Origin of the sequence: Pseudomonas sp. DG56-2 (assembly GCF_004803755.1) — a bacterium.
Lineage (GTDB): Bacteria > Pseudomonadota > Gammaproteobacteria > Pseudomonadales > Pseudomonadaceae > Aquipseudomonas > Aquipseudomonas auratipiscis.
Genome location: NZ_CP032311.1, coordinates 2,879,270 through 2,902,292, shown reverse-complemented (window position 1 = coordinate 2,902,292; position 23,023 = coordinate 2,879,270). Strand labels below are relative to the sequence as shown.

At 57.0% G+C, this 23,023-nt stretch carries 24 protein-coding genes; 18 read left to right on the top strand and 6 right to left on the bottom strand.

Annotation, left to right across the window (positions count from 1 at the left end; genetic code table 11):
- Nucleotides 1–420 precede the first annotated feature (420 nt).
- Entirely contained in the window at nt 421–1,026 is a 606-nt protein-coding gene (locus D3Z90_RS13040) for an RNA polymerase sigma factor (protein ID WP_168198468.1), read from the top strand.
- 300 nt (nt 1,027–1,326) lie between these two features.
- Here the strand turns inward: D3Z90_RS13040 and D3Z90_RS13035 are convergent, their stop codons facing one another.
- Nucleotides 1,327–1,680, bottom strand: a complete 354-nt coding sequence (locus D3Z90_RS13035; protein ID WP_136476187.1) for a hypothetical protein — start codon at nt 1,678–1,680, stop codon at nt 1,327–1,329.
- Between the two features lie 211 nt (nt 1,681–1,891).
- Between D3Z90_RS13035 and D3Z90_RS13030 the strand changes: the two genes are divergently transcribed.
- Nucleotides 1,892–2,608: a transglutaminase-like cysteine peptidase gene (locus tag D3Z90_RS13030; protein ID WP_136476186.1), complete on the top strand. Its 717-nt coding sequence runs from the start codon at nt 1,892–1,894 to the stop codon at nt 2,606–2,608.
- A gap of 16 nt (nt 2,609–2,624) precedes the next feature.
- On the opposite strand, the gene D3Z90_RS13025 is transcribed toward D3Z90_RS13030, so the two are convergent.
- Entirely contained in the window at nt 2,625–3,530 is a 906-nt protein-coding gene (locus D3Z90_RS13025) for a transporter (RefSeq protein WP_136476185.1), read from the bottom strand.
- A 112-nt stretch (nt 3,531–3,642) separates the two neighbouring features.
- Nucleotides 3,643–4,848 (bottom strand): chromate efflux transporter, encoded by a 1,206-nt coding sequence (gene chrA, locus D3Z90_RS13020; RefSeq protein WP_136476184.1) that lies wholly within the window; start codon nt 4,846–4,848, stop codon nt 3,643–3,645.
- Nucleotides 4,849–4,996: 148 nt separating this feature from the next.
- Here chrA and D3Z90_RS13015 point away from each other — a divergent pair, with 148 nt between their 5' ends.
- Complete coding sequence (locus tag D3Z90_RS13015) at nt 4,997–5,923, top strand: universal stress protein (protein ID WP_136476183.1); 927 nt, start codon at nt 4,997–4,999, stop codon at nt 5,921–5,923.
- A gap of 81 nt (nt 5,924–6,004) precedes the next feature.
- Here the strand turns inward: D3Z90_RS13015 and D3Z90_RS13010 are convergent, their stop codons facing one another.
- Together D3Z90_RS13010 and D3Z90_RS13005 are read right to left on the bottom strand one after the other, a co-directional pair.
- Entirely contained in the window at nt 6,005–6,577 is a 573-nt protein-coding gene (locus D3Z90_RS13010; RefSeq protein WP_136476182.1) for a GNAT family N-acetyltransferase, read from the bottom strand.
- Between the two features lie 137 nt (nt 6,578–6,714).
- Nucleotides 6,715–7,623, bottom strand: coding sequence for an AraC family transcriptional regulator (locus D3Z90_RS13005; RefSeq protein ID WP_136476181.1), 909 nt, complete (start codon nt 7,621–7,623; stop codon nt 6,715–6,717).
- Between the two features lie 211 nt (nt 7,624–7,834).
- Here D3Z90_RS13005 and rclC point away from each other — a divergent pair, with 211 nt between their 5' ends.
- The 13 genes from rclC to D3Z90_RS12940 all read left to right on the top strand — a co-directional run bounded on the left by rclC (nt 7,835) and on the right by D3Z90_RS12940 (nt 20,376).
- A complete protein-coding gene (gene rclC, locus D3Z90_RS13000) occupies nt 7,835–8,404 on the top strand; it encodes a reactive chlorine resistance membrane protein RclC (protein ID WP_136476180.1) in 570 nt (189 codons plus the stop codon).
- 23 nt (nt 8,405–8,427) lie between these two features.
- Nucleotides 8,428–8,646: a DUF2790 domain-containing protein gene (locus D3Z90_RS12995; RefSeq protein ID WP_136476179.1), complete on the top strand. Its 219-nt coding sequence runs from the start codon at nt 8,428–8,430 to the stop codon at nt 8,644–8,646.
- Between the two features lie 164 nt (nt 8,647–8,810).
- On the top strand, nt 8,811–9,827 hold the full coding sequence (locus tag D3Z90_RS12990; protein ID WP_136476178.1) for an SLAC1 anion channel family protein: 1,017 nt from the start codon (nt 8,811–8,813) through the stop codon (nt 9,825–9,827).
- Nucleotides 9,828–10,045: 218 nt separating this feature from the next.
- A complete protein-coding gene (locus D3Z90_RS12985; RefSeq protein WP_168198467.1) occupies nt 10,046–10,873 on the top strand; it encodes a winged helix-turn-helix domain-containing protein in 828 nt (275 codons plus the stop codon).
- Nucleotides 10,870–11,361: a hypothetical protein gene (locus tag D3Z90_RS12980; RefSeq protein ID WP_136476176.1), complete on the top strand. Its 492-nt coding sequence runs from the start codon at nt 10,870–10,872 to the stop codon at nt 11,359–11,361. Before D3Z90_RS12985 ends, D3Z90_RS12980 begins: the two co-directional genes overlap by 4 nt.
- A 335-nt stretch (nt 11,362–11,696) precedes the next feature.
- Nucleotides 11,697–12,206 carry a DUF302 domain-containing protein gene (locus tag D3Z90_RS12975; protein ID WP_218571432.1) on the top strand — a complete coding sequence of 170 codons (510 nt, stop codon included), beginning with the start codon at nt 11,697–11,699 and terminating at the stop codon, nt 12,204–12,206.
- 17 nt (nt 12,207–12,223) lie between these two features.
- Nucleotides 12,224–13,501, top strand: a complete 1,278-nt coding sequence (gene soxC, locus D3Z90_RS12970; protein ID WP_218571431.1) for a sulfite dehydrogenase — start codon at nt 12,224–12,226, stop codon at nt 13,499–13,501.
- A complete protein-coding gene (locus D3Z90_RS12965; RefSeq protein WP_136476175.1) occupies nt 13,488–14,027 on the top strand; it encodes a cytochrome c in 540 nt (179 codons plus the stop codon). The genes soxC and D3Z90_RS12965 overlap by 14 nt, the downstream gene beginning before the upstream one ends.
- A 229-nt stretch (nt 14,028–14,256) precedes the next feature.
- Nucleotides 14,257–17,088 carry a xanthine dehydrogenase family protein molybdopterin-binding subunit gene (locus D3Z90_RS12960; RefSeq protein WP_136476174.1) on the top strand — a complete coding sequence of 944 codons (2,832 nt, stop codon included), beginning with the start codon at nt 14,257–14,259 and terminating at the stop codon, nt 17,086–17,088.
- A complete protein-coding gene (locus D3Z90_RS12955; RefSeq protein WP_136476173.1) occupies nt 17,081–17,620 on the top strand; it encodes a (2Fe-2S)-binding protein in 540 nt (179 codons plus the stop codon). Before D3Z90_RS12960 ends, D3Z90_RS12955 begins: the two co-directional genes overlap by 8 nt.
- 2 nt (nt 17,621–17,622) lie before the next feature.
- Nucleotides 17,623–18,834, top strand: a complete 1,212-nt coding sequence (locus tag D3Z90_RS12950; RefSeq protein ID WP_136476172.1) for a cytochrome c — start codon at nt 17,623–17,625, stop codon at nt 18,832–18,834.
- A gap of 4 nt (nt 18,835–18,838) precedes the next feature.
- Nucleotides 18,839–19,810, top strand: coding sequence for an XdhC family protein (locus tag D3Z90_RS12945; protein WP_136476171.1), 972 nt, complete (start codon nt 18,839–18,841; stop codon nt 19,808–19,810).
- On the top strand, nt 19,807–20,376 hold the full coding sequence (locus D3Z90_RS12940; protein WP_136476170.1) for an NTP transferase domain-containing protein: 570 nt from the start codon (nt 19,807–19,809) through the stop codon (nt 20,374–20,376). Before D3Z90_RS12945 ends, D3Z90_RS12940 begins: the two co-directional genes overlap by 4 nt.
- A 3-nt stretch (nt 20,377–20,379) precedes the next feature.
- Here the strand turns inward: D3Z90_RS12940 and D3Z90_RS12935 are convergent, their stop codons facing one another.
- Entirely contained in the window at nt 20,380–20,712 is a 333-nt protein-coding gene (locus tag D3Z90_RS12935) for a DUF2790 domain-containing protein (RefSeq protein WP_136476169.1), read from the bottom strand.
- Between the two features lie 209 nt (nt 20,713–20,921).
- Between D3Z90_RS12935 and D3Z90_RS12930 the strand changes: the two genes are divergently transcribed.
- Both D3Z90_RS12930 and D3Z90_RS12925 read left to right on the top strand, forming a co-directional pair.
- On the top strand, nt 20,922–22,379 hold the full coding sequence (locus D3Z90_RS12930) for an FAD/NAD(P)-binding protein (protein WP_136476168.1): 1,458 nt from the start codon (nt 20,922–20,924) through the stop codon (nt 22,377–22,379).
- A 195-nt stretch (nt 22,380–22,574) separates the two neighbouring features.
- Entirely contained in the window at nt 22,575–22,997 is a 423-nt protein-coding gene (locus D3Z90_RS12925) for a hypothetical protein (RefSeq protein WP_136476167.1), read from the top strand.
- The last annotated feature ends 26 nt before the right edge of the window (nt 22,998–23,023 follow it).

The window sequence follows — 23,023 nt, the reverse complement described above, 5'->3', positions numbered from 1 at the left end:
CAGGGCCTATTCGCGTTTAGCGATAAGGTCTGGGGTCGTTATAGAGATTGATTGTGTCGGATAGCGCGAGTTATCCCGCGTCGTTATGTTTGTTTGTTCTGTAGGTAACGACTACTTGCACAGTGAAAAATGTGATCTAGGCTTCCTGTAAGATGCCATGCGCCTGTATTGTACGGCGCAAATCCCCACTGTTACGCAGTGTATCTGTGTGTATGTCTGTGCGCTGTCGAAGTGCTGTGTATCGGATTAATTCGTCAATAGGTGGCGTTGATTATATGCGTCTAAGTGAAGTGAGTTATATGTCGCTGTATTGGAAATTACAAGGCGCCCGCTTTATAGATGGTGACTGGGTGGTGTTAGCCTTCAACTAGCATTCAGGCTTCCCTGGCTGGCTCGATCACGGCGCTCAGGAGGGCAGCCGTGGACGATGAAAAAGAATGGGTCAAGCGCCTGCGCGAGGGCAACCTCGAAGCCCTGGAGCATCTGATCAAAAGTCATCATGCGTTTCTCGTCGGCATTGTCATCCCCTTGGTCGGCCGCGAGTCAGCCAACGATGTCGCCCAAGAGACCTGGCTCAGAGCCGTCAACGCTGTCGGCTCCTTCGAGGGGCGCTCCAAATTCAGGACCTGGTTGGCAAGAATCGCCATTAACGAAGCCCATTCCATGCGGCGCAAACTAGGGCGGGAAATATCCCTGGAGTGGTTGGAGTCCGAGCATCACTCGCCTATTTCGTCGCAGTTTGACGAACACGGGGCATGGACCAATCCTCCTGATAAGCAGGTGCAAGAAAGTCCGGAAGAATTGCTAACCGAGGTTGAGTTGTACGAATGTATCTGGAAGTACATTCAGGAATTGCCGAGTGCGCAAAGAAGCGTAGTCATCATGCGTGATATTGCCGGGCTGGAGTATAAGGAAATTGCCCACGCACTGGCGTTGAGCGAGGGCAATGTACGCTTGCTCCTACATAGAGGTCGCCAACGTATACAGGTAATGTTGAGTGATTTTCAGGAGGAAGGGAAATGCTGAGTTGCTACGAAATATCCGAGCGAGGATCAGATATTATTGATGGCAACTTGGGCGTGCGCCTGCGTTGTCTTGTCTTTATCCATCTGCAGGGTTGTCCCCATTGCAGAGTATATATAAGCAGGCTTAGACAAGCGACGCGTATTGTTCAGGCGCTCCCCGTGTCAAACGGGCCAGCGAACACTCAGTCGACAAGCAATGAAATTGAAGATATGCAGGGCGATAGTATCTAGTGTCTTGCTCGACTTCAGTGCACGTCGCCTGCGTGCACTGAGGTCTCAAGGGTGTAAAACTTTAGTTCATTCAATGGGCGCTGCGGTATTCGTCTCGATCTCTGGTAATCGGGTCGATGAGTTTAGGGTTTGTGGTATTCATTTCATCGAGTGGATCGGCCACCGTATTTCCCGACGCGGTTGGGTTTTCTTTTATCAATTGTACATAGGTTTCGCCAGTGTCCTGCTTAGGTTGGCTTTTTGCCAAAGCTTGTCGTTGTAGATAGTTTTCAGTAAGACGATCACTACCTCCTTCGGCAAGCATTAATTGAGCAGGTTCACTGGAGACACTGGAAACTGGGTATTCAACTTGCGTTGCAGCTGTAACACTCCCACTCAAATACGCAGCTGCAGCTAATGCTGTCATCTGTACGAAGAGTTTCATGATGTTCTTCCTCAAGAAGAGTCGTGCTTGCTTGAGTGACGCATTTACATGGATGCATGAGCCTGCACTTTGTTACAGTTCATCGGACTGACGGTAGCCTGCGTAACTCTCCGACGGACGCACCTTGCCGAGTCGCAGACGTTACCTTAATGTGCGGGTCGCTTGGCCCAGTAAGCTTTTAGAAATCGATTGTTATTAAGCGAGGTACTGCTTGGTAAATCTTAATTTCAAAGCCTTTACCAAAATTGCTCGGCAATTGAATATCTTAGCGGCCGTTCTGCTCGGCATAGGCCTCCTTTCGGGCAGCGCGATCGCCGTGCCTCTTCCTCAAAGCCTGCACCTGACTCAGCAGGCTACCCAGCGTTTACACGATTGGCGGGTCTTGGTAGCTGACGCCGGCACGCTCAGCGAACAGCAAAAGCTGCTGCGTGTGAACGCGTTCTTCAACAACAATATTCGTTTCGGTGAAGATAGTGATGTTTGGAAAAAAACAGACTATTGGGCCTCCCCGCTGGAGACCCTGGAGAAGGGTGCAGGTGACTGCGAAGACTTTGCATTGGCAAAATACTATACCTTGCGTTTGTTAGGCGTTCCCGAAAGCAAAGTGCGTCTTTTGTACACGACTGTCAACGCCAGCGGGCAAGCACATATGGTGCTTTCTTATTGGCAAAAGCCTGAATCAGATCCGCTGTTGTTGGATAACCTCACCAACAACATTACCTCGGTTGGCCAACGCAATGATTTGAAAGTGGAATTCGCATTCAATAATGTTGGCCTGTATCAAGTTGATCAGGCCGGGTTGAAACGCGTCGGTAATATTGAGCAGTTACCCAACTGGTCCTCATTCGTTAACAAGACCAACGGCCAGGCCTCATTATTGATGGCCGGCGCTGAAAATACGGGTTTTCAAATGCCGCGGGTTTTCTAGGCCTGAGCCATCGTTGCTACCAAACGTATTGCAAGCGCAGCGTCCAGGTATTCACATCCGGTGACCCTGTGCGTTCTGAAACGGTATCACTGTAGGCAACCAAGCCGCCGAACTGGCGTGACAGCATGAAGCCCAGGCTGGCGCCAAGCAGGGCGTTTTCCTGCTTGTTGTCCTGGTCGACGCCATCGACCTTGGTTTCGCCCCCCACACTGTAGGTCGCATCCAGCGACACCCAGAGGGCCGGGTTCAAGGTGTAGCTGTAATGGCCCTCGACGGCGTAAAGCGGCCGTTGTTCAAGCTTGCTGTCGCCTTGATACTCATCGTTGTCGCCGTAAAGCGAAACATAGGTGTTGAGTTCCAGCCATGTCGGGCCCAACGGGGTACCGAAGGCTACTTCGGGCTTTACTACCCATCGGTTGGCGCCAATGTTGATGATTCGGTTCTTGTCGTAGTCGCCGGTCGGCGTGGTCAGCCACAAGGCTCCGCTCAGGAAGGTCTCGGGTTGCCAGGTGGCAAACTCCTCGGCAGTCAATGCCGGACCACCAAAGAAGTTGTGGGCGAAAACAATTTGCGTGTCACCCATGCCGCCGTTGCGCTTGGTGCCGGAAAAAAACCGCGCGTCATCGAACGACGCTTTTACATCAGCGTAAGGCTGCAGCAACTGTATCGCAGAGTTGCGTCCATCAATACCAAACGAGCGGGCGTAACGCACGATGTAAACGTCGGCGTTGAGCGACAGGCCATCGAGCGCCAGCGAGGTATCAATAGGTGTGTTGGTGTCGATCAGGTTGTAGTAGCCAAACACCATGTTCAAGCCGATCGGGGTATTCTGCCAGTCTCTGGCGTTGTCAGCCTGGGCAGAAACCGCGAACAAACCCAGCGAAATTGAAACCAGGGATCCCGATACGTAGGGGTATTTCATGGCGACTCCTTTGCGCTTACCGTCTAACAGTCATAGCTCAGGATTCGTTGAAGCTGTAGATTTTTGTCGGTGTTGAGTCATTTGACGCACAGGGTGAGGCGGCGTTGCCAGTTTATGCGAGTGCGTGCATGCACCATCCCAGCAGACTCCCACCGATGACCACCAGCCATGGCGGCAGTCTCCAATACATCAACGCGATCAACGCCAGTAATGCCAGGCCGACGTCTTGCGGCGAGTGAATCGAGCTTGTCCAGACAGGCTGATAGAGCGCTGCCAGGAGTAGGCCAACCACTGCGGCGTTGACTGCCGAAAGCGCCGCCTGCGCCTGGTTGTTGCGTCGCACGTCCTGCCAGAACGGCAGGGTACCCAGCACCAACAGAAATGACGGTACAAAGATCGCCAACAGGCAGATAAAACCACCCAGCCAGCCTGCCGGGGCAGTGTTCATGGATGCACCCAGGAATCCGGCGAAGGTAAATAATGGGCCCGGGACCGCCTGCGCAGCGCCATAGCCGGCCAAGAAGACGTCATTGCTTACCCAGCCAACGGGCACCACCTGTGCCTGCAGCAGCGGCAGCACGACATGGCCGCCACCAAACACCAGCGATCCGGCACGATAGAAGATATCTACCAGCGCCAGTGGGTGGCTCGCCACCAGGGTGGACAGCAGCGGCAGCCCGATCAACAGCGCAAAAAACAGGCTGAGCCAGCACAGGCCTGCCCGACGACTGATGGCAATGACTAGCGGTTCAGACTCTGGGTAGTGCTTTGGCTTGAGTAGAAAAACGCCCATCACTGCGGCAATGAGGATGACTGCTAGTTGTCCCCAAGCCCCAGGCAACAACAGGACCGCACAGGCCGCAGCAGCCATGATGCTGATGTGCACAAGGTCGCGGCAAAGGTTGCGCGCCATTCCCCACACGGCTTGGGCTACCACCGCTACCGCCACGACTTTCAATCCATGCACAACGCCGCTGGACATCATGTCGCTATGGTTGACGATGCTCAGGGCGAACAAAATCAGGATAATCGCCGAGGGCAGGGTGAAGCCTGCCCAGGCGGCCACCGCTCCCGCATAACCGGCGCGGGACAGCCCGAGCGCAATACCTAATTGGCTGCTGGCAGGGCCCGGTAGAAACTGGCAAAGCGTAAGTAATTCGGCATAGCAGCGCTCGCTCAGCCACTGGCGGCGAGTCACGAATTCGTGGCGGAAATAGCCCAGGTGAGCGACAGGGCCGCCGAAGGATGTCAGGCCCAGGCGCAGGAAAATCAAGAACACGGACAAAGGGCTACGGGCAGTTCCAGCGGTGTCGATCATGCGCATACCTGCCTTTGTTGTGTGCTGAACAGACAATACGTCACCCTCGGTGCCGGCACGCGAAGTATTGTTGATGCAAGTCAAACGCGTCTGGCCAGACAAATGCAGGATAGGACAATCCTACTCATCACTTAGTGTGAGGTGTGTTATGTCCGACTATCAACGTTTACTGCTTGTAGTCCCCCCGCTCATGCGCCGTAGTGATGCCTTTGACCGCGCCGCAGCCCTGGCCAAGGCCAAAGGCATGCCGTTGCATATCGTGGCATTCGATTATCTCGAAGGGCTGGCTACAGCTGGAATGATGAACGAAGAAGCGCTGGCACTGGTGCGCCAGGCCTACGTTGAAAAACACCGTGACTGGCTGGAAACCCAGGCAGCGCCCATGCGTAAAAATGGGCTGACGGTCACCACCGAGGTGGTCTGGGTGGAAAATGTCCTGGACGAGATACTGATCCACTTGAAAGAACAGCCATTTGCAATGGTGATCAAGGATATCGAGCACGAGTCGCGGTTGATGCGGGCGTTATTCTCGACACTGGACATTCGCTTGCTACGTGAATGCCGGGTGCCATTGCATTTTGTCGACAAGACCGAGCACGCGCTGCCACGCAAGGTAGTCGCCGCCGTCGACCTGTCACGCCCTGAAGATCAGTACCAGGGTTTCAATGATCGGATTGTCCAGGAAGCGTTGAAGTTGGCCATGCAGTGCCAGGCACAGGTTGAACTGCTTTACGCCTACGATCTGACCTCGATGCAGACCGAAGCAGAACACCTGGGTCGGATATCGTTCATGTTCGACTCAAACCTGGCCAACAGCTTGCATAAGGCTCAAAGCGAAGCTTTCCGGGCGTTGGCCGAACGCAACGGCATCGATCCGCAGGCATGCCACATGATCATGGGCGACCCATCGAAAGTGCTGACGACCTTCTGCAAAACCCATGGCAGCGACATTGTCGTCATGGGCCGGGTTCATCATCGTGGGCTGGCCAAGTACATCGGCAGCACTGTTGAGCGGGTGCTGTACAAAATGCCAAGTAGCGTATTGGTCATTACCCCAGAGCCTACCGTCGACTGATGCAACACGGCGTTGCCGGCCTGTTCGATTCATCGGTAAAAGATGCCTTGAACAGGCCAGCAACTGGGTAGCTCAAGGCTTTCAAGCCAATGACAGGGTATGGATGACCTGGCAGGAATCGTTAGGGTCGCGGGAAGTGGAGAAACCAAACTCGCGGGCCAGTTCGTGCATCGCCGTATTGGCCGCAGAGTCGATGGAAAACATGCGTTTGAAGCCGTTGGCTTGCGCCTTGTCGATCAGGTGCCCAAGCAATTTTGCGCCCAGGCCACGACCTTTCCACTGATCATCCACGGTGACCGCACATTCACACTCATCAGGCTGTGCGCACGCTGAGTAACGGCTGATACCGACTTCACGAAGTTCACCATCGACGTGCGCCAGGGCCACATAAGCAGCGTTCTCGAGCTGGTTGACGCTCATCAGCTTGTCGAGCATCGCTTCGCCCGGCTCACTGACCTGGCACAAGAAGCGAAAGTGCCGCGATTCAGGTGAAAGGCGCATGATGAACGCTTTCTCACGCTCGCGGTCTTCAGCCCGCAGTGGCCTGATGAGCACGTGCCCGCCATCGTTCAAGGGCTCGATCCAGTGCTCGCCGGTTTCAGCGGGGAAGGCGGGGGTAGAAGATGATTGCGCGTTGGATTGAACAGGTGCCATGAGGATTTGCTCCGCAGAGGTAAAGAGGCATGACGCATAACTCCTATCTACTCCAGTTGTAGCCAACGCCTTTGATGCATGTCAACGATACAGCGCCAATGTGCAGCGCTGCGCCGATTGGGCTGTAACCGTCAGTTCTAGCTGCCCGCCCTGCGAATGCGCCCGGGCGCTGTGCCGTAGAAGTCTTTGAACTTCTTGCCAAATGCCGCCTGTGATTGATAGCCGACCTGGCAGGCTATATCGGTCAGTCCAAGTTGAGTGTCGCTGAGCAGGCGAAAGGCCAGCTCCATTCTCACCCGCGTCAGCAATACCCAGGGGGATTCCCCAGCGACTTTCACAAAGCTGCGCATAAAGGTCGCCCGGGACATGCTGGCGTGCTCGGCCAGGCACTCGATCGTCCATTCGAATGCCGGATCGTCGAGCATGGCTTGCCAAGCTCGGCTCAGGCGTTTGTCGCTCATCAATGCCAAGGTGCCGGTGGCAGGGGGCTGGTGTTGCAGGTAGTTGCGCACCACCATCGCAAAGAGCGCCGATGACAGAGTATCGACCAGAAACCTGGCGCCGATCTGGTTGCCATCAGCTTCGGCGCGCAACAACCCCACCAGCGCGGACAATTGATCAGTTGTCTGCGGATAATCGCTGGAAACCTTCAGGCACTTGGGAAGGGCGCCAAGCAGTAGCGATTCGCGTTGATAGAGGAAGCGGCCACAAAGGATATCCAGCTCACCAGCCTCGCTGCCGATCCGGTGCAGGGGAATCAGTCCACCATGACTGACCTGGGGTTTCACCGCTGCGCCCTGATGGCCTTCGCTGTGCAACCTGTGAGCCTCTCCATCGACAAACACCAGAATGTCGCCTGCACGAAGGGTTATGGCGGTGCCATCGGGGCGTACAGCCTGGCACACACCCGCCAGGACGATGTGATAGCGAGCCACGCCCGCGGGCTCCTGATCGTGCTCCAGTGCCCAATCACCCTGGAAGCTGCAGCGTAGGTCCAGGTTGCCCCTGACTGCGGCAAGCTGGATGAGTTTATCGATCGAGTTCATGAGAGCACTTCGGAAAATCTATTGAGCGGGTTTGATAATGCAAGCGGATTCTACCTCCTGACTGCCCTGCAGGCCGTGCCCCACCTGGGACAAGCTGTCACAGACGGCTGAGACTTATAGACAAAAACTTGAGTGCAACGGGCAAGAGCGGCGGTCCGTCGATCGGCATCATGAACCCAGTTTTTCATAGATGACGATTCGAGAGGTTCCCATGTCTAGCTTCACACGTTCGCTGCAACTGCTCAGTCAACTCGACAAGTTTGGTCCGATGCTTATCCGTTTTGGTATCGCTGTTGTGTTTCTGTGGATCGGTGCACTCAAGTTTATCCCTTATGAGGCTGACAGCATCACGCCTTTCGTGGCTAACAGCCCGGTCATGTCGTTCTTCTACGAGCACCCGGAACAATACAAAGCGCACCTTACTCATGAGGGCGAACTGGTTGCCGAGAAGCGCGAATGGCAGACCGCCAATAACACCTACGGCTTCTCCTTCGGCCTGGGGGTAGTGGAAATCGCTATCGCGCTGCTGGTGTTGGCCAATCCGTTTTCCCGTCGTCTGGGCTTGCTGGGTGGTCTGCTTTCTTTTGCCACACCGTTGGTGACCTTCTCGTTCCTGGTCACCACCCCTGAGGCCTGGGTGCCCGCACTCGGCGATGCCCACCATGGCTTTCCGTATCTATCCGGTGCCGGTCGACTGGTGCTCAAAGACATCCTGATGTTCGCCGGGGCCGTGGTGATTATCGCCGACTCCGCACGCAGCCTCTTGCTCAAAAAAGCCTGATTCCCTCGTTTTGGAGACACACCATGAAAGCTCAAATCGCACTCCTGCTCGGTGCCGTTGTACTTGCCGCTTGCACCAGCACCCCGGCAGTCAGTAAGCCGGATATCGCCAGGGTCATTTCCGTTACAGACACCCAGGCAGCCTGCGGTGTAGTGCCGGTCACGATGGTCTACGACGATTCCCTGGGGGTTCGGCATACCCTGGACTACCGGGTGTTGGGCAGTGGCTGTCATGACAATTAAATCTCATCGATGCCCGGGTATTGGCGGCGCGTACTGAGAGAGTTGCCGGTTCATGGCTGCACTATTCTGATTTGCGACATTACCGGGGCGATGCCTGTCGAGGCCGCAAGCGCGGCCTCAGCTCGGAAAAACACACATATTGCGCACCGTTAGAGGCGTTAACAATGACTCAGAACATTGAAACAGCAGCTGCCTTTGGTACTCCTACACAAGCAGTGCACGAAGGTCGGTTGGCCTATCTACCGGTAGCACTGTTCGGCTCGGTGATGGGGCTTACCGGACTTTCCTCAGCCTGGCACCTGGCGAGCCAGATGTATGGACTACCGCTGTGGGTCTCTCAGTTGATCGGCTTGTTTGCGTTGCTGGCGTTCGTACTGGTGTCTGTTGGCTATGCAGTCAAAGCGATTACCGCGCCGCACGCGGTGAAGGCGGAGTACCTGCACCCCATTGCTGGCAACCTGTTCGGTACGGTGTTTATCAGCCTTCTGCTCCTGCCGATTCCCTTGGCGGCATACAGCCCGCTGCTTGCGCGGGTGTTTTGGGTAATCGGGGCCACGGGCATGATCATTTTTGCCTGGTTGATCGTCTCGCGCTGGCTCAGTCAGCGTCAGCAGGCGGCACACGCCACGCCTGCGTGGATCGTACCGGTGGTGGGTTTGCTCGATATCCCGCTGGCAATGCCAACCTTGCAGTGGGACGGTGTTGCAGATGTGGGCATGTTTGCCTTGGCGGTGGGTTTGTTCTTCGCCATACCGCTGTTTACCTTGATCTTCTCCCGCCTGCTGTTTGAAGAACCTATTGGTGCAGGTTTGCGGCCGTCGTTGTTGATTCTGCTGGCGCCATTTGCCGTCGGTTTTTCCGCCTATGTGAGCCTGACCGGTGAAGTGGACCGTTTCGCCAGCGCGCTGTATATGCTGACCCTGTTTTTCCTCGCCATTTTGCTTGGACGCTTGCGCTACCTGGCGAAGAGTTGTCCGTTTCGCTTGTCCTGGTGGTCGGTGGGCTTCCCGTTGGCGGCAGCCACAAGTTGCGCATTGCGTTACGCCGGCCACGCGCCGGGCGTATTCACCAACGGTGTGGCGATCCTGTTGCTGGCGGGCACAACGCTGGTGATTTTCGGTATGGCTGTGCGTACGTTGCTGGGCGTTGCGCAGGGTAAGTTGCAGGCGCTGGCAGGCTGAAAAATCCACGACCAGGGGCTGGGTCCAATTGCCCCTGGCGCTGCATGTACGCAATTCTTGTCAGCCGCATTCGCTAATCAATGTATTGCGCTTACGGGTCGCTGCACGCCTATCTGGAACCACGCGTCGATAATGATCATTAATGATGTGGGCAACGTGCGCATTTGTAAGTGGCGAGCACAACGTTTCTGGAGGCTAACGAAATGGAGGCGCTCTCTGTGCGTTATGAAATTTATTTAAAGCGCGAACAACTTCGAAAAGTCGTTCTGGTTGTCGATCAGGAGACGTGGACGCTGCAGGTGTTTGATGAGAGTAATCTAAGAATTCCCTGCGCGCTGGGTCAGGCTGAAGTAAGGGTTTTGCAGCAATTGTTGTCCAGCCCCGGGGAAGTATTCTCCAAAGAGGAACTTATCGCTGCGGGATGGGTAGGGCGGGTCGTCGCTGCCGGGAGCCTGACCCAGGCAATATTCAATATCAGAACATTCTTGGGTGTCGACGGCCATTGCATCATCGTTACAAGTCCCAAGACGGGTTACTTGTTCAGTCATGAGTTTGTTGTAGGTCAGGCGGCGACTGAGGTTGTTCTTATCAATAACGAGCTGGCCGTACCAGCCGAGCCTCAAGTGGCGCCGACCCTGGATGCAAAAATTGGCAAGCGCGCGTTAAGCACACGGATGACAAGTTATTTATCTCCTTTGGGCTGGACAGTGGCTGTCTTGCTAGTGGTTACAACCACCTTGGCAATAGCGCTGATGAAACCGCAAATAGATCTTGTCTGGAACGACCCACTCAACATTGAAAGCCGTGAACTTGGCCAGCTTGAGCTGAAATTCATCAACGCCGGCGCGCAGGTTGATAGCAGGCGCATCGACAGTCAGATGGTCGGGCTGTCACCCGGTCTGGTTGGAGAGGTGTGGGTGCGCGCCTATGAGCGTCGATACCGTGTCGTGTGCTTTTCAGAAGAGGGTGCCAGTTCCTATACAGCCTCCCGGCAAATGCCTTTGCAGGATGTAATAGCACAGTGCGTCAAAAGGGAGGCCCTATGAAGCGCAAGGCTGTGTTAGCGGTGAGCGTTGTTGTGATCCTTTGTTTGCTACTGCTTGCCAGTGTATTTCTGCGCGAGTGGCCAGTATCGAAAAACCTTCAATACCGAATGTTCACCGACGTCCTGCCAGTGCAAACATATCAGGGCGGCTATCATTCGGTAGAGAACCTGGAAACAATGGTGTTTGCCCATGGAGAGTTTAAATACACATCGACCTGGGCGGTCGACGGCAGGATGGAATACTTGCACATCTCCGGGAAGGTCTATCCCCTGTGGGGCGACTATGGATACATGAAAGTTTCTGCCCGCATGGCAACGGAGGGGCTTGTCGAGCTTCTCAGTCATCTTAATATTCCGCTGGCGCTCAATCGGCAACTCGAGTTCTCCGAGGGAAGTTACTCTTACGTACGATTGCTGAAAAACTCGTCATCCGGTATGTGTTTTTATCATTATGACAGTAATAACGTGTTTTGCTTCGGTGTGAAGTAGTAGAGTTTTTCTCGTTTGAACGCGACGCGTGAGGCAAGTGCGTTACCCCTCCACATGCGCTTCGCGCAGCGTTCGAACACGTTGCATGTTTATGTTCGTCTCTCCACTTGGTCGGACTCTTTTGCTCCGGTCGTGCGGGTGCTGAATTTATTGGCTCCTCCTTTAGGCTCGTCCATTGAGTGATGGCGAGCCTTTTTTTATTGTTTTTTGTTTGAGACTTTCTGACTAAACGATGAGACGAACGCGATAGAAAGCCGCTATCCCGTCCGGCAGGCTTGCAAAGTAGTTATTACCTAGAAAAAGCCAATCAATGGAAGATGCCGAGGAACCTGAATATGAGCCGTTCACCCTCTTTTTACCAGCGCTTGGCAATGATGCTCGCCACCACGCTGCTGGGGTTGTTGTTGCTATTTGCATTCGCCGGTGCCGCCACCGCTACCGCCACTCAGGAGAGCCATACCGTGAACTTGTCCAGCCCTTATTCCTTCGATGAAACCTTGAATCGCGTGCGCTCGATGCTCACCGACAACGGCTTGACCATTTTTGCGCAGATCGATCACCAGGGTGCAGCGCGCAAGGTGGACCTGCAGATGCCCCCGACAACGGTACTGATCTACGGCAACCCCAAGGCCGGGACGCCATTCATGTTGGCCGCACCCAATTTTGCCTTGGAACTGCCGTTGCGCGTGTTGATTCGCGCGGATGAAAACGGACGTACCTGGGTGGTCTATGAGCCCGCTGCGTCGCTGGACGGTCGTCATGGCCTGCCCGAGGGGATGGCCGAGCGCCTTGGCGCCGCGGAGAAACTTCTGGCAGCAGCAATCCAGGCACCGACACAACCTTGACCCATGCTGAGATACCCATGATGACAATCGATGAAAAGGAAAAGCAGGCATTGCTCGCAGCCAGCGCAACATTGGCCCGGCGCAAGTTCCTGGGTGTTGCCGGAACGGTTATGGCCGCCGCCGTTGTCGCACCTGCGCGTGCGGGGTCGTTGGCCGATGTGCCTGCACGGCAGGTCGGACCTTCGATCAGTGTTGCCAGTGATCGTTCGAAATACGTTCACCTCAAGCGCGTTACCGAGGCCACCCCGGGAAAACTGAACGTCGACCCTGGCCTGGCTATCAACTCGAAAACGCCGCTCGACAAGCTGGTGGGCTCTATCACACCTTCCGACATGCACTATGAGCGCAGCCATTCGGGCTCGCCCGACCTTGATCCGGACAAACACCAGTTGCTGATCCATGGCATGACCCAAAAAGAGCTGGTGTTTTCCATGGATGAGTTACGTGCCATGCCCTGCGTTTCGCGCCTGTACTTCATGGAGTGTTCAGGCAATGGCTGGGAAAACTGGAAGAACGCCGACCCGGAACTGACGGTGCAAGACACCCACGGCCTGGTCAGCATGCATGAATGGACCGGTGTTCGCCTGGCATATCTGATGGAACTGGTGGGCGCCGAGCGCAATTCGACCTGGATGCTGGCCGAAGGTGGCGACGCAGCTGGCGTGGCGCGTAGTATCCCGTTGACCGCCGAAATTCTCGATGAAACCTTGGTCGCCTATGCGCAGAACGGCGAGCCCTTGCGACCGGCTCATGGCTTTCCGATACGCCTGCTGGTGCCGGGCATGGAGGGCAACCTGAGCATCAAATGGCTGCGCCGCCTGAAGTTCGGCAATGAGCCGTTCATGACCCGCTGGGAAACCGCCCGCTACACGCAGCTACTGCCAAATGGCAAAGCGCGCCAGTTTCAGCTGTACCAGGAAGTCAATTCAGTGATTACCTCACCCTCGGGCACAATGCGTATTCGCCCAGGCTACAACCGCATCAGTGGACTGGCCTGGAGTGGTCGCGGAAAAATTGTCAACGTCGAGATCAGTACCGATGGCGGCGTCAACTGGGGCCAAGCCCAGATCAATGCGCCTGTACTGCACAAAGCCCAGGTTCGTTTTCATCAGGACTGGACCTGGGACGGCCGGCCCACGCGCATTGTCAGTCGCTCGACCGACGATAAAGGCCATGTTCAGCCCGACCGGGAAAGCCTGATCGCCACGATGGGCGAGAATGCACTTTTTCACTACAACGGTCAGCAGACCTGGGCTATCGACGCCGACGGGAGGGTCACCAATGTGCTCAGTTAAAACGCTGGCTGCGCTCGGCGCAGTGGTCTTGAGTCTATCGGTGCACGCAGATACCGGCAGTTTCGGGCGCGCAGCAACCAAAGCAGAAATCGCCCTGTGGAACATTGATGTGCTTCCCGACGGCAGAGGCTTACCTGAAGGGAGCGGGACAGTGGCCGAGGGTGAAAAGCTCTTTGCCACGCATTGCATGGCGTGCCACGGTCCAGGCGGCGAAGGTGGGTTCAAGGACCGGCTGGTCGGTGGCGTGGGTAGCTTGAACAGCGATCACCCGATCAAGACCGTCGGCAGCTATTGGCCCTACGCTACCACCGTGTATGACTACATTCACCGCGCGATGCCGTATCAGGCGCCTGGATCGTTGAGCGACAGTGACTACTACGCGCTGGTGGCCTACTTGCTCAATCGCAACGCAATTGTTCCCGACAACGCAAGGTTGGACAAGCACAGTCTGCCCGCGGTCAAGATGCCAAACCGAGACGGCTTCGTGCCCGAAGCGGAATTTCGCACCATTCCTGTCCGGCGCTAGCGTCCAACGAATTGCACTCCCTGTCTGAATTGAAAGCGCTGCGGCAAGTTGTCTGCTTGACTTTGCCAAGAGGGGTTCTATTGCTGTAAAGTTGACGCCGCGGTCAGCTTTCCACGGTTTTTATCACACCGAATTTGCTCACTGAGCGTCACAGATTTCATCCCCTCCAAGTTTCTCCAGCACCAGAAAAAAACATGGGCGGACACTTTTACTGCCCAGAGGATCAACCATGTCCAATCGTGATGTTTCCCGGCGTGCCTTTTTGCAAGGCGGGCTAATTGCCGGTGTCGGTGTGACCCTGGCGCCGCTAGGCAGCCAGGCGTTCGCCGCCCTGATGGAAGATGCAGTTACCACTTCACCTCAGAAATGGATGAGCCACGACGGCAAGGCGCGTTTTCGCAATGACGCGTTGTCCAAAGTCTGCGGCAACAAAGTCTTTGCCCGTGATATTCGAGCCAAAGACATGCCCGGCTGGCCGCAGCAACAGGGCCACGCCTTGCTGCTCAAGACCATCAAGGCCGATCGTATCTACGCCGGGCACGACCTTTCATGGTTGGGTGCAGACCTGCAGCCGGATCGAATCGTTACCGCCGCAGACCTGGAAAAAGACGGTATCGCATTTCCCGAGGCGCACTCGCCAGACCCCTTGCTACCTCCTGGCAAGGTGCCGATGTTCATCGGCCATCCAGTGGCGATTCTGATCTGGAACGATTTCGAGCGTTATCGCCAGGCCAAGCGCAAGTTGCAGTTCAATGACAAGGCGATTCGCTACGGTGCCCAGGCGCCGCTGTACCAGACCGATCCCTACGGCAGCTTTCGCTTCGTACGCGTGGGTGGCAATACCCCCTTTGATGACGACGAGTTCTCCAGCTTGAAGAATTCGATGCTGTTTCCGACCATCCTCAACCGTAAACCGGTGTGGTCCAAGGAACCCAAGCAGCACGGCGACCTCACCGAGCAGGGCCTGTTCTATGCCAAGCGCATGGACGAGCAGTTGAAGAACCCCGCGCAGGATTGGCTGGTGTTCGATGAGCGCTACAAGACGCCATCGATCGAACCGGCCGCGCTGGAACCTGACAATGGTAACGGTTGGTATGACCCACAGAGTGGCACCTTGCATTTCGTGGTTGCCACTCAATGTCCCTTCGAAGTGGCCCTCGAATGTGTGCACATGATCAAGCCCTCGCGCTTTGCGCTTGATACGCTGAACATGCACCCGGGCTATACCGTTGGCTACGGCTCCAAGGACAACAACATTTTTGTCTTCTACGCAGCGCTGGCAGCCTTGTACGGTGCCGGCGTGCCAGTGCGGCTGGCCAATGATCGCTACGAGCAGTTCCAGAGCGGCATCAAGCGTCATGCCTTCGACATTCATTACCAGTTGGCAGTCAACAAACAGGACAACACCTTCAAGATTTTCCGTGCCGACATGAGCGTCGACGGCGGCGGACGTGCCAACTACAGCTCCTCGGTGGCAGCAGTAGGGGCCACCGCTGCGCAGTCGATCTACTACATGCCACAGAACGACCTGGCCGTTACCGCCTATCACTCGCGGGGTGTCGAGGCCGGCTCGATGCGTGGCTACGGTACCCTGCAGACCATGGCGGCAACCGAAATGATGGTCGATGAGGTTGCCGACCGTCTGGGTGTGGACGCCATCGAATTGCGCCGCATCAACGCGCTTAAGTCGGGGATGAAAAACACCCAGGGCGCAGTACCCGCAGGGGCCTTGCGCCTGCATGAGATTCTCGACAAGGCTGCTGCCCACGAGTGGTGGAAGAACCGCGCCAGCCGCAAGCAGGCTATGGACGCCAAGGATCCGGACAACTGGTACGGTGTTGGCTTTGCCATCTGCCAGAAAGACTTCGGAACCGGTTCCGAAGCACCGATGGCGAGTATCGAATTCAGTGCTGATGGACGAATCAGCATGCGTCACATCGGTACCGAGCTGGGTACTGGCATGTCGACTTCGCAGGCACTGGTGGTGAGTGATTTTCTGGGCCGCTCGGCCGATGAGGTCAGGACCGCTGAAACTCAATGGCCGGAATTGCAGCTGGCTACCAGCGGCAACCCGTATCTGATCAGCCAGGCCGAACAGGACGCGGCGTTGCGCAACCCACGCTGGGTCGGCAGACTGGCCTCGCCGTCCTCGGCAACCAACTCGGCGTTCTATTTCAGCCATGCCACCCGCGAAGCCGCGCGTGTGCTGTTCAATCACGGCCTATGGCCGGCGGCGTTGGCGCTGTGGAGCAGGGGCCCGTTCGGCGGCCAGGCCAACCCCTTGGTCGTGCGCCGCGAGAATGCGGTGTGGGTCAACGGTGAGTTGACGGGCAATGGCCTTGCACCGATCCCTTTTGCCGAGCTTGCCAGAAAAGCGCATGAGATGGGCCTGGTCACCGGTGCCAGCGTACACGGGTTCAACCGCTGGAGCTGGGCTGAGGCGGACTTTGTCATCAATGGTGTGCGCGAGCGCCTGCCGCTCGATGCCCTGGCAGTCAAGTACGGCGATGGTGCACCGAGTGCGATCAAGGCGCAGATGAACAGTGCCAACTTTCATCTGCTGGACCGCGAAAAAGCGGTCTATCCAGCCACGCAATTGAACAACGCCATGGTCACCTACTACAGCCCGGTGGCGACCATCGTCGAGGTCAAGGTGAACAAGGGCAGCGGCGAAGTGCAAGTGCTCAACCACCACAGCTGGGTGGAGTGTGGCCGGGTGCTGGTGCCGGAGTTGGTCAAGGGACAGCTCGAAGGCGGTATCGCCATGGGTATCGGCCATGCGCTGATGGAAGAAATGCCGCTGTATGAGGGTGGTCCGGGCGAAGGCGATTGGAACTTCAACCGCTATCGCTTGCCGCATGCCAAGGATGTTGCAGTGTGGGCGCAGACCTCGGAAATTCTGCCGCCGCTGTCACCCACCGATCCTTCCAAGGGCATTGCCGAAGTGGTGATGATCCCGGTAGTTGGAGCCATCAGCAACGCTGTGGCCCATGCCATCGGCAAGCGTGTGCGCGATTTGCCTATCACTCCAGCGCGTATCAAGGAGGCCCTCAATGGCTAACCGTCCGCTGCAACTGACCTTGAATGGTCAAACTGTCGGTCCAGTCGAGGTCCCCAACGACCTGGCGATGATCGACTACCTGCATGAATACCAGAACCTTACCGGTTCGCGCCTGGGCTGCGGCCAGGGTATCTGTCACGCTTGCGTGGTAATCGTCGACAACCCCGACGGTACCAGCGAAGAGGTGCGTACCTGCATCACCGGTGCACATTTTTTCGATGGCAAAAAGGTTCGCACCATCGAAAGCCACGCCAAGTACGACGACGCTGGTAACCTTAGCGAGCTCAACCCGATCCAGCAGAAGTTTGTCGACCTGTTTGCCTTCCAGTGCAGCTATTGCGCGCCAGGCTTCGTCAATGCCGCCACGGTACTGGTGGAGAACGCCCAGCGTAAGCCGCTGAAAAAGAGCGAACTGCAAGACACCATCGAAGCCAGCCTCGGTCACCACATCTGCCGCTGTACCGGGTACGTGCGTTACTACAACGCCACCCGCGAGGTGCTCGACGACCTCGGTCTGGTCAAGGAGGGTTGAGCATGCAGCGTATTCGTTCCGGCTTCGCCCTGGCGCTCGGCATGGCGCTCTCTGTGGGCGTACAAGCGGCTGATCAAGCGCAGATCAAACGCGGGGAGTACCTGTCGCGTGCCGCCGACTGCATGGCCTGTCATACCGCCGAGGGCGGTGCGCCGTTCGCCGGTGGGCTGCCGATCCATTCGCCGTTTGGCACTATCTATGGCAGTAACATCACCCCGGATAAAGCGTTCGGCATCGGCAACTACAGCGCCGACGAATTCTTCGCCGCGCTGGCCCAGGGCAAACGCAAGGATGGCGCCAATCTGTATCCGGCGATGCCCTATACCTCCTACCACTTGATCAAGCGTGAGGATGCCGATGATATCCGGGCGTACTTGATGACCGTAGCGCCAGTCCATCGTCCGGCACCGGAGACCAAGTTGAGCTTCCCGTTCAACGTGCGCCTGGGACTGACGGGCTGGAACATGCTCTACGGTAAGAGCGTCGAATTGCAGAGTACCGATGGCAAGAGTGAGGCCTGGCAGCGCGGGCAGTACATGGTTGAGGTGCTGGGTCACTGCGGCGAGTGCCATACGCCGCGCAACAGCATTGGCGCCCTGCAGCAGGACCAGCGCCTGACCGGTGGGCTGCTCAACGGCTACCTGGCGCCGAGCTTGCTGGCCAAGGACCTGGCCGAACGTGGCTGGACCCAACCCGACCTCACCACCTTCCTCAAGCACGGCATGAGTGCCCAAGGCACGATGTTCAACGAGATGTTCCCGGTCGTCCACCACAGTACCCAGCACCTTGAGGACAGTGATCTGGCGGCGATGGCAACCTTTCTCCTGGGCGATCAACCGCCGCCAGCCAAAGTCGTCCAGAGCGTAAGCTTCGATCAGCTCGACGACAGCGCCAAACGCGGTCACCAGCAGTACCTCAATGTCTGCGCCGGCTGTCATGGTGTCGAGGGCGAGGGCAAGCCACACATCGCCGTGGCCATGCAGGGCAATACCGTCCTGCGTCAAGCCGACTCACGCAACCTGGCCAAGGTGATTTACGAGGGTATCGGCGAGCAGCAGTTTACCGGCTTCGAGCGCATGCAACCGATGCCGGGCTTTGCCGACAAGCTTTCGGACGAGCAAGTCGCTGACTTGATCAACTACCTGCGCCAGGCGTGGGGTGGGCTGCACGCCGACCTCAGCGTGCAGCAGCTTGCGCAACTGAAGGCGGAGTGATGTCGTGCAGCATCTTGATCTGCAAGTAATCCGCCAGGCGTTGCAGTGGTCTTGCAAGGGCAGGCGGATATGGCTGTGCAGCGTGCTCTGCACCTATGGCTCGGCGCCTCGTGCGCCGGGCTCACTGCTGGCCGTCAACGACGGCGGGCAGTGGGTGGGGTCGTTGTCCGGAGGTTGTGTCGAGGATGATTTTCTTGAGCGGGTCGCGCACGGGGACTTTACCGCGCCGGTAACTGTTGTGCGTTATGGCGACGGCAGCGATACGCGTACCAGCATTCGTCTTCCCTGTGGCGGCGTTCTCGATGTGCTGGTAGAAAACCTGCCGGCACATTGCGATGTACAGGCGCATTTGCGCGAGCTGGAGTCGGCGCTGCTAGGCCAGCGTCGGCTGCTGCGAGAAGTCAGTCTGCACGATGGCACGCGCCGGCTCAGTGATGATTCTCTGCAAGGTCCACGGGTGGAGCGTGAGCAAACCTGCGTGCGCTTGCGCGTGGGGGCTGCCCAGCGTCTGCTGCTGGCGGGTTATTCCAGTGTTGCGCATTTCTGCGCACAGTTCGCCAAAGGCATGGGCTTCGATGTGATCCTTTGCGAACCACGTGAAGAAGTGCTGGCTGGCGTGGTACTGGAAGGCATCGAGATCCGTCGAGAGCTGCCTTCGGTGTTCATCGCCAACGGCGGGTGCCATTCGGACACCGCTGTGGTGGCACTGACCCATGATCCGAAAATCGATGATCTGGCGATGCTCGAAGCGGTGCGTACCGAGGCTTTCTATATCGGGGTCATGGGCTCGCAGGTCACGTCGAACAAACGCCGTGAACGCCTGCAGCGCATTGGTGGCCTGGGCGAGTGTGAACTGGCGCGCATCCACGCTCCCATCGGTCTCAACCTGGGCAGCAAGACACCGGCGGAAATTGCCTTGGCAGTGCTCGCCGATATCTTGCGCGTGCGCAACGGTATCGAGCGAGGGTCACTGTGACCGTTGTCGCGCTGGTACTTGCCGCCGGGTGCAGTGCGCGCTTCGGTTCGGACAAGCGCCGAGCGCCCCTGGCGGATGGGCGCAGCCTGTTGACGCACAGTGTCGAGCGCGCTCAGCAGGCGTTCGACGAGGTGCGCGTGGTACTGCGCGCGGGCGAGTGTGCGCAAATGCTTGGCCTGCCGGATGAATGCCCGATCGTGCACAGTCCGGATGCAGCCCTTGGCATGGGCCACAGCCTGGCAGCTGGCGTCGCCTCGCTCGCAGGCAGCGACGCGCAGGCGGTTGCGATCGTGCTGGGGGATATGCCCTGGATCGCGCCGACGACCCTGCGTCAATTGGTCGAGGTTGCCACAGCCTCGACCATTCTCTTGCCCCGCCATGACGGCAGGCAAGGGCATCCGGTGGTGTTTGGCCGCGATTTCTGGCCGCACTTGATGGCATTGCGCGGTGACGAAGGAGCCCGCTCCGTAGTGCGGGCTCATCCGGACTGCTGCGTCATGTTGGAGGTGGCCGACGCTGGCGTGCTCGATGACGTAGATACACCGAGCAGCCTGCTTGAGCGCTGATCACTACTTCTGATTGCGGCATCCCGTGCCCGGTGAGCGGTATTCGAGAATGTTCAGGTTGCCGTTGGAATCCTCGTAGGTCATTTGTGCCGGCATTACATCGCAACTCGAGTCGGTAGGGGTAGAGCCCACGACCTTGGCGATGTCGAGCTTCATGCCATAGCGGTAATGAACGATCTCGGGCGGATTCTTCCCATTGGCGACAGCGTAAGCTTGCATGGCTTTTTCATTGGCCCGGATCATTTGACCATACACACGATCCGCACCCCCTTCTGCCATGGCGACAGAAGAAATAGCCATGAGGGAAAGTACGCTGAAAAGTCGCAGGCTGTTCATATCGATCACTCCTTTTCGGTGGTGATCCAGATATAACCTCTAGCACCTGTCACAGGCATGAGCGCCACATTACATTGTCGCAATGTGGGTAGCGGCCGCTTAAACCTGCTGGCTATGACGATAAGAAAAAACCGGTCTCTGGACAGTGCTCAACTCCAGCTAGTCTTGATAGATGGAGCAAGACACTCCATTGCCGGGAGGGCGTCTGCATGAGCACTGGCACACTTGCGACGGACTATCTGGTTATCGGCGCGGGGGCGACAGCTATGGCCTTCGTCGATACATTGCTCGATGAATCGGACGCCCAGGTATTGATGGTGGACCGTCATGCTCAGCCTGGAGGGCATTGGAATGATGCTTATCCATTTGTACGCCTGCATCAGCCTTCTGCTTTTTACGGCGTCAATTCCTGCGAGCTCGGCTCGGGTTTGAAGGATGACTCCGAATGGGGTGAGGGCTTGTACGAGCTGGCCTCGGGCGCCGAAATCGTCAGCTATTTCGACCGCTTGATGCATCAACGATTCTTGCCCTCAGGCCGTGTTCGCTACTGCCCGATGCACAACTACGAGGGCGATCGCAGCGAACACCATCGCATCACATCACTGCTGACCGGGCAAAGCCACTCCGTACTGGCGCGCAGAAAAGTGGTGGATGCGACCATCGCCCAGACCGCCGTGCCGTCCACACATCCACCACACTACCGTGTTGCACCTGGCATACGCTGCATCGCGCTGAACGAGTTGGTAACGATCGACAAGCCTTACTTGCGTTACGTGGTGGTGGGCGGCGGCAAGACAGGTATCGATGCGTGCCTGTGGTTACTGCAGAACCATGTAGCGCCCAGCAGTATTCAATGGATCGTACCTAACGCCCTGTGGTTGTTGGACCGTGCCAATGTCCAGCCAGGTCAGGAAAACCTTGTGCGTACAATCGGCAGCCTTGCCAAGCAGTTCGAGGCAATTGGCGCTGCAGATTCGATGTCCGACTTGTTTCTGCGCCTGGAGCGCGCGGGTGAACTGTTGCGTATCGATGAAACTGTAGAGCCTACCGCTTTTCGCGGCGCGACCGTTTCACAGGCAGAATTGACTGCGTTGCGGCGCATCAGCGATGTCGTGCGCCTGGGCCGGATCCAAGCCATTGAGCCAGGCTGCATCAGCCTGGAAAAAGGCAGCATCGCCGCGGATCCGGATGCTCTTTACATTGACTGCAGCGCCAGTGCCATCCCCTACATTGCTGAAGGTAGCATGACGGTTTTCGAGGATAATCGCATCAATGTGCTGACAATCAGCAGCTATCAGATTCTGTTCAGCGCTGCAGTAATAGCCTACGTTGAGTGTCACCTCAATGACCCGTCGCAGATGAACAAACTCTGCGCAGTAGTCGCCCCTCCACACCTTCCGGAGGATTGGCTGAAGATGTGGGCGGTTTATCTGGATAATCAGCGGCAATGGAAACACCACGCGGGGTTGTCCAGCTGGCTCGCACAGTGCCACTTGCACCTGTTGCCATCGGTGCTCAAGGCTATTCAGGAAGGGGACCCTGAAAAGATAGCCGTATTGAATCGATTCGCTCAGGCTAGAAAGAAAGCATTGGAGAACATGCCCATGCTGTTGCAGGCAGCCGTCGCATCGCATGATGATTTGTACAAGACACGTCAGGCCTGCTGATGGTTACACGATGAACGACACCGGCGGCCGATGGGTCAAACGCTTGATTGGCTACAAAGTCACCCAGAACCCCGCCTTGCATCGGTAATCACAGAATCAACAGCGCGGCAGCCAAACCGACTATCCTGTCTGACGCATACATTATCTACACTTCACTGTATGCACTTCCTATTTGACGTGGTCCGGGTAGAGATCATGAACAGGTTGATGATCGTGCTTGCAGCCAGTCTTGTTGCTGGTTGCCAGGCGCCGATGCCAATGGCCAACCCGGAAAAGGCCTGGGTCAGCCTCTCCACACCGTTCCCCAATGACCGCCTGCTGTTGGCTGAGCGCTTGGACAAACAACGCTTGAGCGATGGGCGTTTCTTTGAGGTTGCGCCCGGCAGTCATGAGTTGATCGTCCGGTTTGATTACGAAGTTTCCGGAGGCGGGGGCTCGGGGATGATGGACGGCCCGTCCGTGCGGGTGTGCTACCTGACCATCAACTATGGGCATTTCGAAGCAGGCCAGCGATATGTGCTCGAGGCCCGCTCCATGGCGCTCACCCCCGAAGCGCGGCTGTACAGTGCCAAGCGTGAGATCGTTGCACAAATGAGCGACTTCTATTGCCTGATGTAAGCAACCTCAGCGAGGGCATGGCGCTA